Source organism: Roseburia amylophila (assembly GCF_025567465.1).
GTDB classification, from domain to species: domain Bacteria; phylum Bacillota; class Clostridia; order Lachnospirales; family Lachnospiraceae; genus Roseburia_C; species Roseburia_C amylophila.
Genome location: NZ_JAOQKI010000002.1, coordinates 19,014 through 34,478, shown reverse-complemented (window position 1 = coordinate 34,478; position 15,465 = coordinate 19,014). Strand labels below are relative to the sequence as shown.

The 15,465-nt window shown below is 41.6% G+C and carries 11 protein-coding genes; all 11 read left to right on the top strand.

Features of this window, described 5'->3' with window-relative positions:
* The first annotated feature begins 37 nt into the window (after positions 1 to 37).
* The 11 genes from fucO to glyA all read left to right on the top strand — a co-directional run bounded on the left by fucO (position 38) and on the right by glyA (position 15,309).
* Positions 38 to 1,183: a lactaldehyde reductase gene (fucO, locus tag OCV43_RS01605; RefSeq protein WP_022243917.1), complete on the top strand. Its 1,146-nt coding sequence runs from the start codon at positions 38 to 40 to the stop codon at positions 1,181 to 1,183.
* Positions 1,184 to 1,386: 203 nt separating this feature from the next.
* Positions 1,387 to 2,346 (top strand): Rpn family recombination-promoting nuclease/putative transposase, encoded by a 960-nt coding sequence (locus OCV43_RS01600; RefSeq protein WP_262623325.1) that lies wholly within the window; start codon positions 1,387 to 1,389, stop codon positions 2,344 to 2,346.
* Between the two features lie 21 nt (positions 2,347 to 2,367).
* The gene (locus OCV43_RS01595) at positions 2,368 to 3,417 is read left to right on the top strand and encodes a threonine aldolase family protein (protein WP_262623240.1); all 1,050 of its coding nucleotides are present in this window, start codon (positions 2,368 to 2,370) and stop codon (positions 3,415 to 3,417) included.
* Between the two features lie 59 nt (positions 3,418 to 3,476).
* Entirely contained in the window at positions 3,477 to 4,592 is a 1,116-nt protein-coding gene (locus OCV43_RS01590; RefSeq protein ID WP_262623239.1) for a metallophosphoesterase, read from the top strand.
* Between the two features lie 11 nt (positions 4,593 to 4,603).
* Positions 4,604 to 6,184 carry a spermidine synthase gene (locus OCV43_RS01585; RefSeq protein ID WP_242988696.1) on the top strand — a complete coding sequence of 527 codons (1,581 nt, stop codon included), beginning with the start codon at positions 4,604 to 4,606 and terminating at the stop codon, positions 6,182 to 6,184.
* 147 nt (positions 6,185 to 6,331) lie between these two features.
* Entirely contained in the window at positions 6,332 to 8,926 is a 2,595-nt protein-coding gene (gene clpB, locus OCV43_RS01580) for an ATP-dependent chaperone ClpB (RefSeq protein WP_022243920.1), read from the top strand.
* 77 nt (positions 8,927 to 9,003) lie between these two features.
* Positions 9,004 to 9,699, top strand: a complete 696-nt coding sequence (locus OCV43_RS01575) for a polysaccharide deacetylase family protein (RefSeq protein WP_262623238.1) — start codon at positions 9,004 to 9,006, stop codon at positions 9,697 to 9,699.
* Between the two features lie 223 nt (positions 9,700 to 9,922).
* The gene (locus tag OCV43_RS01570) at positions 9,923 to 11,248 is read left to right on the top strand and encodes a replication-associated recombination protein A (protein ID WP_022243922.1); all 1,326 of its coding nucleotides are present in this window, start codon (positions 9,923 to 9,925) and stop codon (positions 11,246 to 11,248) included.
* Between the two features lie 19 nt (positions 11,249 to 11,267).
* Complete coding sequence (locus OCV43_RS01565) at positions 11,268 to 12,551, top strand: aspartate aminotransferase type Ic (RefSeq protein WP_262623237.1); 1,284 nt, start codon at positions 11,268 to 11,270, stop codon at positions 12,549 to 12,551.
* A gap of 10 nt (positions 12,552 to 12,561) precedes the next feature.
* Complete coding sequence (locus OCV43_RS01560; RefSeq protein ID WP_262623236.1) at positions 12,562 to 13,422, top strand: DMT family transporter; 861 nt, start codon at positions 12,562 to 12,564, stop codon at positions 13,420 to 13,422.
* Positions 13,423 to 14,070: 648 nt separating this feature from the next.
* A complete protein-coding gene (gene glyA / locus OCV43_RS01555) occupies positions 14,071 to 15,309 on the top strand; it encodes a serine hydroxymethyltransferase (protein ID WP_022243925.1) in 1,239 nt (412 codons plus the stop codon).
* The last annotated feature ends 156 nt before the right edge of the window (positions 15,310 to 15,465 follow it).

Sequence of the window (15,465 nt, the reverse complement as noted above, 5' to 3'; positions counted from 1 at the left end):
AATAGAGGTATCAATAAAGGACAAAGGAGAAGATAAAATGGCAAACAGAATTATGTTAAATGAGACTTCCTACCATGGTGCAGGAGCAATTAAAGAAATCGCAAACGAGGCAAAGGCAAGAGCATTTAAGAAAGCATTTGTCTGTTCCGACCCGGATTTGATTAAGTTTGGTGTAACATCCAAAGTAACCGATGTATTGGATGAAGCAGGACTTGCTTATGAAATCTATTCAGATATTAAGGCAAATCCTACCATTCAGAACGTACAGCATGGTGTGGAAGCATTTAAAGCATCAAAAGCAGATTATATCATTGCAATTGGTGGTGGTTCTTCTATGGATACATCAAAAGCAATTGGTATCATTATTGCAAATCCGGAATTTGAGGATGTCAGAAGCTTAGAGGGTGTAGCTCCGACAAAGAAGCCTTGTGTTCCGATTATTGCTGTACCGACAACAGCCGGAACTGCAGCAGAAGTTACCATTAACTATGTAATTACAGATGTAGAGCGTAAGAGAAAATTTGTATGTGTAGACCCGCATGATATGCCGGTTATCGCAGTAATTGACCCGGAGATGATGTCATCTATGCCAAAGGGACTGACTGCTTCCACCGGAATGGATGCACTGACACATGCCATTGAAGGATATACTACAAAGGCTGCATGGGAAATGACTGATATGTTTCATTTGAAAGCGATTGAAATTATCAGCAGATCTTTAAGAAGTGCAGTTGCCAATGAAAAAGAAGGCCGTGAAGGAATGGCATTAGGACAGTATATTGCAGGAATGGGATTTTCTAATGTAGGACTTGGAATTGCACATTCCATGGCACATACATTAGGTGCTGTATATGATACTCCACATGGAGTTGCCTGTGCAATGATGCTTCCAATCGTAATGGAATACAACGCAGAATGCACTGGTGAGAAATATCGTGAGATTGCAAGAGCAATGGGTGTAAAAGGCGTTGATGATATGTCTGTAGAAGAATACAGAAAGGCAGCCATTGATGCGGTACAGCAGTTATCTGTAGATGTTGGAATTCCAACAAAATTAGAGGCATTAAAGGAAGAAGACTTAGAATTCCTTGCAGAATCCGCTTTTGCTGATGCCTGTGCACCGGGCAATCCAAAGGATACAAATGTAGAGGATTTGAAAGCTTTATTCCGTAAACTGATGTAATCAGAAGCTTGGAAAATATATGATAGAAGAAAAAGATAACAGACTCCCGGAGCATCGGAAAAACGATGTTCCGGGAGTTCTTTATGAAAAATTTATTTGCGTCTGATAGGATGGAACCGTATAATGAAATTGGATTGATATTCAATAGAGCATACTTTGTGAAGGGTTTGAGAGAGGAATCGGAAACAAAGGAGGCTATTAATCTGAACAGCGAAATTACAAATGCAGTAAAAGCTGCAAGAAATCGGGCACAATATGATGAATGTGCCAAAAGACTCTTAGGACAAAAAAGTATTCTGGCGCATATTTTGGTGAATACTGTGGATGAATTTAAAGGTATGAATCCCAAGGATGTGATACCGTATATTGAAGGAGAACCACAGGTTGGTGTTGTGCCCATAGAACCGGGACTTACAAATGCAAGCGATATGGCAGGACATATTGGCGGATTTAATTCAGAAAATGCAGAAATAAATGAAGGAACGGTCAGGTTTGATATTGTTTTTTATGTGCGCATGAGAGATGGAATTTCTCAAATTATAGTAAATATTGAAGCTCAGAAGAACAAACCTGTTACATATAAAATATTGAACCGGGCGATATTCTATGTAAGCAGGCTTATTTCATCCCAAAAGGAACGTGATTTTTGGCATTCGGATTATGATGACATAAAACGGGTATTTAGTATCTGGATTTGCATGAATATGGATATGAATTCGCTGAGTTATATTCATCTGATGAAAGAAGATATCGTAAATGAATATGACTGGGAAGGAAATATAGACCTTTTGAATATTGTATTGCTTGGTGTAACAAATGAAGTTCCCAAAAGAGAGAAACGCTATGAGCTGCATCGGCTGATAAGCACACTTTTGTCAAATGAAATAGAAGCAGAAGAAAAATTAAATATAATAGAACTGGAATATCAGATTCCGGTAAGTGAAGAATTGAGAGAGGAAGTGAACCTGATGTGTAATCTGAGTGAAGGAATAGAAGAAAGAGCAGCAGAAAAGGCTGCAGAAAAGACATTAAGAGAAACAAATAAAAAAGTAATTACCAATATGCACAGGAAGGGCTATACCTTAGAACAGATAGCAGAGATTGTGGAAATCAAACCGGAGGAAGTAGGAAAAATCATAGAAGAAGAATCTATGTCAGTATAGAATAGAGAGAGGAAAAGAAAAATGGCAGCACAGTTAGCGTTTGCAAGTGATTATATGGAAGGAGCTCATCCGGCAATTCTCAAGAAGTTAGCGGAGACAAATCTGATAAAAAGTGCCGGATACGGACTGGATGAATATTCGGAAACTGCAAGGGAAAAGATTCGGAAGGCTTGCAATGCACCGGAGGCAGAGGTGCATTTTCTGGTGGGAGGAACGCAGACCAATGCCACGGTAATTGGTGCCCTGTTAGCATCCTGTCAGGGAGTGATTGCGGCAGAGACCGGACATGTCAGTTCCCATGAGGCAGGAGCTATTGAAGCGGGTGGACATAAAGTATTGACGATTCCGCAGACAGACGGAAAAATCAGCGCAGAAAAGGTAGAAGAAGTCTTAAATACATTTAAAGAGGATGGCAACCGTGATCATATGGTGATGCCGGGAATGGTATACATTTCCCAGCCGACAGAATATGGAACCTTATATAACCGGCAGGAATTAGAAGCATTAAGTAAAGTATGCCGCAGCAATGGTATTCCACTTTATTTAGATGGAGCAAGACTGGCTTATGCACTGGCATGTTCGGCGAATGATGTGACATTAGAAGATATTGCAGCATGCTGCGATGCCTTTTATATCGGAGGAACAAAATGCGGTGCATTGTTTGGAGAGGCAGTGGTATTTCCGAAGCCAGGACTTATTCCGCATTTCTTTACCATTGTAAAACAGCATGGAGCACTGCTTGCTAAGGGACGGATACTTGGCATCCAGTTTGATGTCTTATTTGAAAATGATTTGTATGAGCATATCGGAGAGCCGGCAATTGCAGCGGCAGATAAGATTCGGGAAGGCTTAAAGGAAAATGGAATTGAGCTTTATCTGGATGCTCCCACCAATCAGGTATTTTGTGTGGTAGACAATGCATTTATGGAAAAGCTTGCGCAAAAAGTTGAATTCAGCTTCTGGGAGAAAAAGGATGAGACGCATACGGTAATTCGTTTTGCAACCAGTTGGGCAACGACAATGGAAGACGTGGATGAGCTGATAAAATTGATTAAACAGATAAATGAGTAGATGAATGATAGACGGATAAACAGATAATGAATAAAAAGGATGGAATGAGGATTTAAAAGATGTGGGCAATACTAATGATAGTACTGTTTTTCAGTGCGTTTGCAGGAATCATCTATCTGATAAACCGGATTGGAAAATTTGGTTTCCTGAATAAAATAACAAAAGGAAAAAAGTGGCTGCGCATCCTAATTAGTGCGGTTTTGGTATGTGGAATCACCGTAATACTCTGGGTAGCGTGGGGTTCGATGAATGCTATAGTATGCATTATGCATCTGATTATATTCTGGCTTATCAGTGACGGAATTTTTGCACTGATAAAAAAACGCCGGAAGAGATCTTTGAAAAGATATTATGCCGGAGCTGTGGCACTTGTATTTACCATAGGATATCTTGGAAGCGGCTGGTATCTGGCACATCATGTATGGGAGACGGACTATCAGATTCAGACGGATAAGGAAGTAGGAAGCCTTCGGGTGGCAGTATTTGCAGATTCCCATGTAGGGACAACTTTTCATGGGGAAGGCTTTGCCGAGCATATGAAAACCATAGAGGAGCAGCACCCGGATGTGGTTCTGATTGTGGGAGACTTTGTGGATGATGATACGACAAAAGAAGATATGATAGCCTGCTGCAAAGCATTAGGAGAGCTTGATACGACTTATGGTGTATATTATGTCTTTGGAAATCATGATAAAGGATATTATCCGCCGGAATACCGGGGCTATGATGGAAATGATTTGATAGTGGAATTAGAAAAAAATCAGGTACATGTTCTGCAGGATGAGGTAGAACTGATTGCGGATAAATTCTATATAATAGGAAGACAGGATAAATCCGAAGAATATGCAGAAAAAAGAGCCACAATGGAAGAACTGACGGCAAACCTTGATCCGGATAAATTCTCCATTGTATTAGACCATCAGCCACAGGATTATGCAGCGCAGCAGAATGTCAATGTGGATCTGGTTCTTTCCGGACATACCCACGGTGGACAGCTATTCCCGCTGATGACCATTGAGAATCTTACGAAAATGACACCGGATGACCGTGTCTATGGATATGAGCAGAGAGAAAATACGAATTTTATTGTAACATCAGGAATTTCCGACTGGGCGATTAAGTTTAAAACGGGATGTAAGTCGGAGTATCTTATGATTGATATTGAAAGAAAATAAAAGAGGTGTATATGAAAAAGTTATTTTTGTATTTGACGGAATTTTTTGCAGGAATGTCAGTGATGGCAGTAGAGTTAGGTGCAAGCAGATTACTTGCACCATATTTTAGTTCTTCCCAGATAGTCTGGACAATCATTATCGGAACCATTATGATTGCCATGGCATTGGGAAATATTTATGGCGGAAGGACGGCAGACAAATCACCGAACCCGGATAAACTGTATGGAAGAATTATCATTGCCGCAATCTGGATTGCATTAATTCCGGTAGTGGGAAAATATATTATCATAGGAATATCAGCCCTTTTAATCTTTGCGGTAAATAATAATTTCCTGATTATTGCAGCTTTTGCAGCCTGCATGGTAATTTTCGTATTTCCGCTGTTTCTGTTGGGAACGGTAACACCATCCCTGGTAAAATATTCTGTTGATAATTTAGATGACAACGGAAAGACAGTAGGTACCTTAGGGGCATTTAACACCATCGGAAGCATCATTGGAACCTTTATCCCAACCTTTGTGACAATTCCGGCAGTAGGAACATCCGTTACATTTCTTATCTTTGCGGGAATTTTACTGGCATTATCCATCGTATATTTTATCAATGCGCATACCGGAAAGAAGAAAATAGTTGCATCTATTCTGATATTTGCACTGTGCTGCGGGTTTGGATATTCCGACTCATTTGCATTCTGGGAAAATAATCTGACCTATGAGGGGGAATCCGTATATAACTATCTTCAGGTATACGAAAATCAGGACAAGGTGTCCTTATCCACCAATGTGTTATTCGGTGTGCAGTCTGTGTATATGAAGCAGGATGAACTGACCGGCATGTATTATGATTATGCCATGGCGGCACCGCTTATGTTAAAAGACAAAGAAATATCAGACATGGATGTGCTGATTCTTGGAATGGGAACCGGTACTTATGCAACCCAGTGCCGGAAATATTTTGGAGATATGAATGTGGAAGGTGTTGAAATTGATGAGAAGATTACAAAGCTTTCCAGACAGTATTTTTCACTTTCGGAGGATGTGCCGGTAACGACTTATGATGGAAGAGCATTTTTAAATGCATCCGATAAGAAATACGATGTCATTATGGTAGATGCTTATCAGGATATTACGATTCCGTTTCAGATGTCTTCCGTTGAATTTTTTACGCTGGTAAAAGAGCATTTAAATGAAAATGGCGTAATGGTGGTGAATATGAACATGCGTGGGCAGAAAGAAGGAAATATTAACCAGTATCTTTCCGACACCATAGGAAGTGTATTTGGAACAGAATATACTGTGGATGTGGCAGGCTCTACAAACCGGGAACTGTTTGCATCCGACAATGGAGAAATTTTAAAGAATCTTTCTAACAACATTTCCAAGCTTGAAAATCAGGAGTTAAAGGGAATGATGACAGAGGTATTGGCAGATACCGTTTCCTATGAAAAGGGCGATTATATTCTTACAGATGATAAGGCACCGGTGGAACTTCTTGGAATGCAGGTGATTGATGAGATGATAAAAGATGAAGTTGCATATTATAAGGGCGTTTATAAAGAGGAAGGGCTGAAAGGACTGCTGAATTCCTTTTAAATATAAGAAAAATATAAATTAACAAAAATTGTCTGAAAATTTTAGCACTCACCTCTTGACAGTGCTAATAATGCGTGCTATATTTATGCTTGGAAACAGAAATAACAGGAATTCGTTCATAGCACAGTGGGAAATGAGGTGAAAGATATGAACATTCAGAAATTTACACAGAAGTCAATGGAAGCAATCCAGGATTGCGAAAAATTAGCATATGAATATGGCAATCAGGAAATCGAGCAGGAACATCTTTTAGTGGCATTACTGCAGCAGGAAGATGGACTGATTTTAAAACTGATTGAGAAAATGGAAATCCAGAAGGAGCATTTTGTAGACAATGCAATCCGCCATCTGGAAGCAAGAACCAAGGTGTCCGGCGGCCAGGTTTATGTCGGCCAGGCATTGAATAAGGTATTGATTAGTGCAGAGGATGAGGCAAAGCAGATGGGAGATGATTATGTCTCCGTAGAGCATCTGTTTTTATCCTTGTTAAAATATCCGAACCCTGCATTAAAGGAAATTTTTAAGGAATATGGTATTACAAGAGACCGTTTCCTGCAGGCACTGTCTACGGTGCGTGGCAACCAGCGTGTGACCTCCGATAATCCGGAAGCTACTTATGATACCTTAAATAAATATGGTTATGATATGGTAGAGAGGGCGAGAGACCAGAAGCTGGATCCGGTCATCGGACGAGATGCAGAAATCCGGAATGTAGTGCGAATTTTGTCCCGTAAGACGAAAAACAATCCGGTACTGATTGGCGAACCCGGTGTAGGTAAAACCGCAGTTGTAGAGGGACTGGCACAACGGATTGTACGTGGTGATGTTCCGGAAGGATTAAAGGATAAGAAGCTCTTTGCACTGGATATGGGTGCATTGGTAGCCGGAGCAAAATACCGTGGTGAATTTGAGGAACGTCTGAAAGCAGTATTGGATGAAGTAAAGAAATCCGAAGGACAGATTATCCTCTTTATCGATGAGCTGCATACCATTGTCGGTGCAGGAAAAACCGATGGAGCCATGGATGCCGGACAGCTTTTAAAACCAATGCTTGCCCGTGGAGAACTGCATTGTATCGGTGCTACCACATTGGATGAGTACCGGGAATACATTGAAAAGGATGCCGCATTGGAACGAAGATTCCAGCCGGTTATGGTAGACGAACCAACGGTAGAAGATACTATTTCTATCCTGCGTGGATTAAAGGAGAGGTATGAAGTATTCCATGGAGTAAAGATTACTGATAGTGCACTGGTTTCCGCAGCAGTGCTTTCGAACCGTTATATCTCAGACCGGTTCTTACCGGATAAGGCAATTGACCTGGTGGATGAAGCCTGTGCACTGATTAAGACAGAGCTTGATTCCATGCCAACCGAGTTAGACGAACTGAACCGTCGTGTCATGCAGTTAGAGATTGAAGAGACTGCATTGAAAAAAGAGGATGACCGTCTGAGCCAGGAGCGTCTGGCAGACTTACAGAAAGAGTTAGCAGAGCTTCGGAGTGAGTTCCAGAATAAGAAGGCACAGTGGGACAATGAAAAGAAATCCGTAGAGAAAGTCCAGAAGCTGCGTGAGGATTTGGAAAGCCTGAAAAATGAAATCCAGCAGGCAGAGCAGAGCTATGATTTAAATAAAGCGGCAGAATTAAAATATGGTAAGCTGCCGCAGTTACAGCAGCAGTTGGAAATTGAAGAAGAGAAAGTCAAAGGTGAAGATTTATCACTGGTACATGAAAGTGTCAGCGAAGAAGAAATCGCAAAGATTATCTCCCGCTGGACCGGAATCCCGGTAGCAAAACTGACTGAGAGCGAACGAAATAAGACACTGCACCTTGATGAAGAACTGCATAAACGTGTCATTGGACAGGACGAGGGCGTTACCAAGGTAACAGAAGCAATCATCCGTTCCAAAGCCGGAATCAAAGACCCGAGCAAGCCAATCGGTTCTTTCCTGTTCTTAGGACCAACCGGTGTAGGTAAGACAGAGCTTGCCAAAGCATTAGCAAGCTGCCTTTTCGATGATGAATCTAATATGGTCCGTCTCGATATGAGCGAGTATATGGAGAAATATTCCGTCTCCCGTCTGATTGGAGCACCTCCTGGATATGTGGGCTATGATGAAGGTGGTCAGCTGACGGAGGCAGTCCGCCGGAAACCGTATTCCGTAGTCCTCTTTGATGAGGTGGAAAAAGCACATCCGGATGTCTTTAATGTACTGCTTCAGGTACTGGATGACGGACGAATTACTGATTCCCAGGGACGTACCGTAGACTTTAAGAATACCATTATTATCATGACTTCTAACTTAGGCTCCATGCATCTGCTGGAGGGCATTGACGAAAATGGCGAGATTCGTCCGGAAGCAGAAGAAGCTGTCATGGAAGAACTGAAGGGTAACTTCCGGCCGGAATTTTTAAACCGTCTGGATGAAATCATTATGTTCAAGCCGCTGACCAAAGACAACATCGGCAACATTATCAAGTTACTGATGGAAGATCTGAATAAACGTCTTGCAGACCGTGAACTGAAAGTGGAACTGACCAAGGCTGCCGAGGATTATATTACCGAGAAAGGTTATGACCCGGTATATGGTGCAAGACCACTGAAACGTTTCCTGCAGAAATATGTGGAGACATTGGCAGCAAAATTGATTCTTGCAGATAAAGTCAGAGAGGGAGATACCATTCTTATCGACCTTACCGATGGAGAACTGACTGCCAGCGCAAAACCGGCGACCGCCTGAAATGGTTCAAGCCTGACATAATAAGAAATGCAGTTGCTGCATATATTGTCAGGAGAGCAGAAAAGTAACGGTGTAAAATGAGTCGAATCCGAAAAGCATTGATATGGATGAATCTGGCACTGGCGGTATTGGTAATTGCCGCCGGAGCCTGTCGGATCCGTGTCAATCATCTGGTAAATGCAGAGAGCATGAATATAAAGAAAACAAGTGGAATAAAAGAGGTTGCATTGACATTTGACGATGGACCAAGCCCGGAATGTACGAAAGATTTACTGGAAGGGCTGAAGGAGCGCAATGTCAAAGCAACCTTTTTTGTAATCGGAGAGAAAGCAGAGGCATATCCGGATTTGATAAAGAAAATTCAGGATGATGGGCATATCATAGGAAACCATTCCTATACCCATGTGAACCTTGGCATCTTATCGAAGAAAGATGCCTGTGAGCAGATTCGAAAGACCAATGATGTCATTTATCAGATTACCGGGGAATATCCGCAGTTTTTGCGTTCTCCTTTCGGAAGCACCCAGAAGAATCTGGACTGTCAGATGAATATGATAGAGGTGCTCTGGGATGTAGACCCAAGGGACTGGGAGGTGCAGAATAAGGAAAAAGTCGTCAATAAAGTAATGACGGATGTCAAAGATGGTGATATTATTTTATTACATGACGGTTATGACAGCAGTATGCTGGCAGCCTTTGAGATTATTGACCGGCTGCAGGCACAGGGTTATGAATTTGTAACGGTAGATAAGCTGATATTTGAGTTACCTTGAGAAAAAAGAATGTTTCAATGGATTTTTTGTGTGTTTTCACTGGAAAATCGAGAAAAAATACCAGAATAGACTTGTCAAAAGACAAAAATTAAGGTATGGTATCTTAGGATGAAATGAATTATTTTAAAGCTCAAATGTCATTTTGAAACCAAAAAAGTATAAAAATGAAGAAAAATAAGAGTAAAAATGCAAGATTCGTTTTGAAATTATGCAAGGAGCAAAAATGGATTTATTTGATTACATGCGGGAACAGAATATGGAAAAAGAGTCTCCCCTTGCGGCAAGACTTCGTCCCACGACCTTAGACGAAGTAGTCGGGCAGGAACATATTATCGGAAAGGACAAGCTGTTATATCGTGCCATTAAAGCAGATAAGTTAAGTTCTATTCTTTTCTATGGACCGCCGGGAACCGGAAAGACCACGCTGGCAAAAGTGATTGCCAATACCACCAGTGCTGAATTCCTTCAGATGAATGCTACATCTGCAGGAAAGAAGGACATGGAGGAAGTGGTGCAGCAGGCAAAGAACAATCAGGGAATGTATGGAAAGAAAACGATTCTTTTCATCGACGAGATTCATCGTTTTAATAAAGGACAGCAGGACTACCTTCTGCCTTTTGTAGAAGACGGAACGATTATCCTGATTGGTGCCACAACGGAAAATCCATATTTTGAAGTCAATGGAGCTTTACTATCCCGTTCCATTATTTTTGAACTGCATGCACTGGAAAAAGAAGATATTAAGAAGCTTTTGGTGCGGGCAGTTACTGATAAGGAAAAAGGAATGGGTGCATATCAGGCAGTCATCGATGAGGATGCACTGGAATTCATGGCAGATGTTGCCAATGGAGATGCAAGGGCAGCCCTTACCGCCATTGAACTTGGAATCTTAACCACACCACGAAGCGAAGACGGACTTATCCATATTACAATCGATGTGGCACAGGAATGTATCCAGAAGCGTGTAGTGAAATATGATAAGGCAGGAGATAATCATTATGATACGATTTCTGCATTTATCAAAAGTATCCGTGGAACAGACCCGGATGCAGCCCTTTATTACCTTGCAAGAATGTTATATGCAGGAGAAGATATCCGTTTCATCGCAAGAAGAATCATGATCAGTGCGGCAGAGGATGTTGGTACAGCAGACCCGATGGCATTGAATGTAGCGGTTTCTGCAGCACAGGCAGTAGAACGCATCGGTATGCCGGAGGCACAGATTATTCTTGCAGAAGCAGTTGCCTATGTGGCAAGTGCACCAAAGAGTAATGCATCCTATATGGGACTGAATCGTGCGATGGATGTGGTAGAACATACCAAAACGGCACCGATACCAAATCACTTAAAGGATGCACATTATAAATCCGCCGGAAAATTAGGACATGGTCTGGGTTATCTTTATTCCCATGATTACCCGCACCACTATGTCAGACAGCAGTATCTTCCGGACGGGCTGACGGATTCGGTATTTTATGAGCCGACCGACAATGGAAAAGAAAAAGAAATCGCCCAGTGGCTTCACTGGTTAAAAGAAAATGATGAATGATACAGGAGGAAGGAATAAGATGCAGTCTTATCAGGAAATGTCAAAAGAAGAATTGTATAAGGTAAAGGAAGGTCTTGAAAAAGAATATGCAAAATACAAGGGAATGGGTCTTTCTTTAAATATGGCAAGAGGAAAGCCGGCAGCAACCCAGCTCGACCTTGTTATGCCGATGCTGGATGTATTAAACAGCAGCAGTGAATTAATTGCAGAAGATGGTACAGATTGTAGAAATTATGGAGAATTAAAAGGAATTCCGGAAGCAAGAAAATTAATTGCAGATATGGTAGGAAGCACACCTGACCATGTTTTTGTATACGGTAATTCCAGCTTAAATGTTATGTACGATACCGTATCCCGTTCCTTTACCCACGGTGTCATGGGAAGTACACCATGGTGCAAACTGGATAAAGTAAAATTCTTATGTCCGGTACCGGGTTATGACCGTCATTTCGGAGTAACAGAATTTTTCGGTGTAGAAATGGTAAATGTACCGATGACTTCCGAAGGACCGGATATGGATATGGTAGAGCGTCTGGTAAGCAGCGATGATTCCATTAAAGGAATCTGGTGTGTACCAAAATATTCCAATCCTCAGGGAATCACTTATTCCGATGAAACTGTCCGCCGTATGGCAGCATTAAAGCCGGCAGCAGAAGACTTCCGTATTTACTGGGACAATGCCTATGTAGTACATCATCTCTATGAAGATGAGCAGGATGACCTTTTAGATATCATCAGCGAATGTGAGAAAGCCGGCAACCCGGATATGGTATATGAATTCTGCTCTACATCAAAGGTAAGCTTCCCGGGAAGCGGTATTGCAGCAATCGTAACTTCCAAGGCAAACCTTGACTTCATTGAAAAACAGTTTACGATGCAGACCATCGGACATGATAAGATTAATCAGCTTCGTCATGTACGTTATTTCAAAAATATTGACGGAATCAATGCACATATGATGAAACAGGCAGCAATTATGCGTCCGAAGTTTGAAATGGTAGAAAGAACATTGCAGGATGAATTAGGCGAGCTTGGAATCGGTTCCTGGATTAGCCCGAAGGGTGGATACTTCATCTGCTTTAATACTTTACCGGGATGTGCAAAGAGTGTTGTTGCCAAAGCAAAAGAAGCAGGCGTTGTTTTGACACCGGCAGGAGCACCTTTCCCTTATGGAAAAGACTCGGAGGATTCTGTTATCCGTATTGCACCAAGCTTCCCGACTATGGAAGAACTTGAGACAGCAACTAAAATTTTTGTACTTTGCGTCAAACTTGCAAGCGTAGAAAAACTGCTTGCAGAATAGAAAGAATCATATGAAACAGGAAAAAAGACAGGGAATTTTATTTATTATAGGAGCAGGCTTCTTCTTTGCGCTGATGACATTTTTTGTCCGGCTTTCAGGAGACCTGCCTACGATGGAAAAGGCTTTTTTCCGAAATGCAGTAGCTGCCGTTGTGGCAGCTTTTCTGCTCATCCGGGCAAAAGAGCCATTCTATGCACCAAAAAAAAGCTGGGGCGGACTCTTCATGCGAAGCTTCTGCGGAACGGTAGGATTAATCTGTAATTTCTATGCCATTGACCGGCTGAATATTGCAGATGCCAATATGTTAAATAAGTTATCACCTTTCTTTGCAATTATTATGTCAACCTTTATCTTAAAGGAAAAGGCAAATAAAGTAGAATGGGGAGCAGTCGTGCTGGCATTTACCGGAGCACTGCTTGTCATTAAGCCATCCTTTGATATACAGTTTGTTTACGGACTGATTGGAGCACTGGGCGGACTGGGTGCAGGAATTGCTTATACCTATGTGCGTAAATTAGGGAAAATGGGAGTGAAGGGACCGGTTATCGTCCTTTGTTTTTCACTCTTTTCCTGTGTTGTCACATTGCCGTTTTTCATCATCGGATATAAGCCTATGAGCATGACACAGTTTGTCTGCCTTATGCTGGCTGGCGTATGTGCAGCAGGCGGACAGATCTGCATTACCACAGCATATACGAAAGCACCGGCAAAAGCGATATCTGTTTTTGATTACACCCAGATTATCTTTGCGGCACTTCTTGGCATTCTGTTCCTGGACCAGATACCGGATGCCCTCAGTGTTGCAGGCTATATTGTAATCATTGGAACTGCCATATTTAAGTGGCAGTATAATATGAAACACGACACCTAGAAAAGGGAACTGGAAAAGATATTTGAAAATGCACTTTTTTACGGTAATGCGTAAAAATACTGTTGCGTTGAATCAGGCTATCACTTATAATGATACTCAAAGTAAATTTATTGGGCGATTGCGAAATTGGATAACCAGTCTTTCAAATTTTTCTATAGAAAGGGCATTGGAGTCTGCACTGAAATCCCGTAGTTCTAAAAGGTATATTTTGCTTGATGCGATAAAAACAGTCTTTCCAATGTTTGACATCGTCGCTGCATTGTTCGTCAACTTCAGAAGCATGATAAGGGCTGTTAGGGGCACTTAGAATTTCGTCTGTTCTTTGGCAACGCTGGCACAGGGACGTGCCAGCGAGGCGCAATTGAACATGGATGTGAATTTGCGCCGGTTGCCGGAATGTACGATGTCCATGCCGAAATTCTTAGTGCTCCTTGCAGGCTTTATGCCGCATCTGCAGTTGGCGGACAGTACAGCGACCCCGTCAAAGCAACGGAAAGACAGTTTACAATCAAGCAAAACATACACTTAAGAACTGCTGGCATTCCAGTACAAATAACTCCAAATCCCCTTTCATAGCAAAATTTTGAAAGAAAAGCTGTCCCCTTTCGCAATCGCCTAAAGAAAATCACATAGAGAAGGAGAAGAAACATGTATACATTAGAAGATATTCAGGCAGTGGACATGGAAGTTGCAGATGCCATTACCAAAGAATTTGACCGTCAGAACAGCCACATTGAGCTGATCGCATCTGAGAACTGGGTAAGTCCGGCAGTAATGTCAGCAATGGGCAGTGTAATGACTAATAAATATGCAGAAGGCTATCCGGGAAAGAGATATTACGGCGGATGTGACTGCGTTGATATTGTAGAGAACCTGGCAATTGAGAGAGCAAAAGAGCTGTTTGGCTGTGACTATGTAAATGTACAGCCACATTCCGGTGCACAGGCAAACATGGCTGTACAGTTTGCTATTTTAAAACCGGGTGATACCGTAATGGGAATGAACTTAGACCATGGTGGACATTTAACACACGGAAGTCCGGTAAACTTCTCCGGAACATATTTCCATATTGTGCCTTATGGTGTAAATGACGAAGGCTTCATTGACTATGACAATGTTATGCAGATTGCAATGGAATGTAAGCCAAAGATGATTATTGCAGGTGCATCCGCATATGCAAGAACCATTGATTTCAAGAAATTCCGTGAAATTGCAGATGCCTGTGGTGCAGTTCTTATGGTTGATATGGCACATATCGCAGGACTTGTTGCAGCAGGACTTCATCCAAGCCCAATCCCATATGCAGATGTTGTAACAACAACAACCCATAAGACCTTAAGAGGACCAAGAGGCGGAATGATTCTCTGCAATCAGGAAGCAGCAGATAAATATAACTTTAATAAGGCAGTATTTCCGGGAATCCAGGGTGGACCTTTAATGCATGTCATTGCAGCAAAGGCAGTCTGCTTAAAAGAAGCGTTACAGCCGGAATTCAAGGTATATCAGCAGGGTATTATTGATAATGCCCAGGCACTTTGCAAGGGATTATTAAGCCGTGATATCAAGATTGTATCCGGCGGAACTGACAACCATCTGATGTTAGTAGACCTTACTAATTATGATTTGACAGGTAAGGCAGTAGAAAAATTATTAGATGCTGTAAACATCACATGTAATAAGAATACTATTCCGAATGATCCGAAGTCTCCATTCGTAACCAGCGGCGTTCGTCTTGGTACTGCAGCTGTTACATCAAGAGGCATGAATACAGAAGATATGGACAAGATTGCAGAGGCAATTGCCATGATGATTAAAGAGGGCGAGGCAGCTTCTGAGAAAGCAAGAGCAATTGTAGCAGAATTAACTGCAAAATATCCTCTGAAATAAATCGTAAAAATTTTTGTCGGGAAATTAATGATTTCTTAAGAAATCTTAGGAATTATCCACGCTGTATTTCAAATAAGAAAATGATAAAATAGTCGTAAAGTATGAAAGCTTTACGGCTATTTTTTTCGAAGTCAGGCACCCATAAAAAGCTGCCAA

What these genes read in the sequence shown, in the direction of transcription:
- fucO (WP_022243917.1), top strand. Translation starts at nt 38, where the DNA reads ATGGCAAACAGAATTATGTTAAATGAGACTTCCTACCATGGTGCAGGA.
- OCV43_RS01595 (WP_262623240.1), top strand. Translation starts at nt 2,368, where the DNA reads ATGGCAGCACAGTTAGCGTTTGCAAGTGATTATATGGAAGGAGCTCAT.
- OCV43_RS01590 (WP_262623239.1), top strand. Translation starts at nt 3,477, where the DNA reads ATGTGGGCAATACTAATGATAGTACTGTTTTTCAGTGCGTTTGCAGGA.
- OCV43_RS01585 (WP_242988696.1), top strand. Translation starts at nt 4,604, where the DNA reads ATGAAAAAGTTATTTTTGTATTTGACGGAATTTTTTGCAGGAATGTCA.
- clpB (WP_022243920.1), top strand. Translation starts at nt 6,332, where the DNA reads ATGAACATTCAGAAATTTACACAGAAGTCAATGGAAGCAATCCAGGAT.
- OCV43_RS01575 (WP_262623238.1), top strand. Translation starts at nt 9,004, where the DNA reads ATGAGTCGAATCCGAAAAGCATTGATATGGATGAATCTGGCACTGGCG.
- OCV43_RS01570 (WP_022243922.1), top strand. Translation starts at nt 9,923, where the DNA reads ATGGATTTATTTGATTACATGCGGGAACAGAATATGGAAAAAGAGTCT.
- OCV43_RS01565 (WP_262623237.1), top strand. Translation starts at nt 11,268, where the DNA reads ATGCAGTCTTATCAGGAAATGTCAAAAGAAGAATTGTATAAGGTAAAG.
- OCV43_RS01560 (WP_262623236.1), top strand. Translation starts at nt 12,562, where the DNA reads ATGAAACAGGAAAAAAGACAGGGAATTTTATTTATTATAGGAGCAGGC.
- glyA (WP_022243925.1), top strand. Translation starts at nt 14,071, where the DNA reads ATGTATACATTAGAAGATATTCAGGCAGTGGACATGGAAGTTGCAGAT.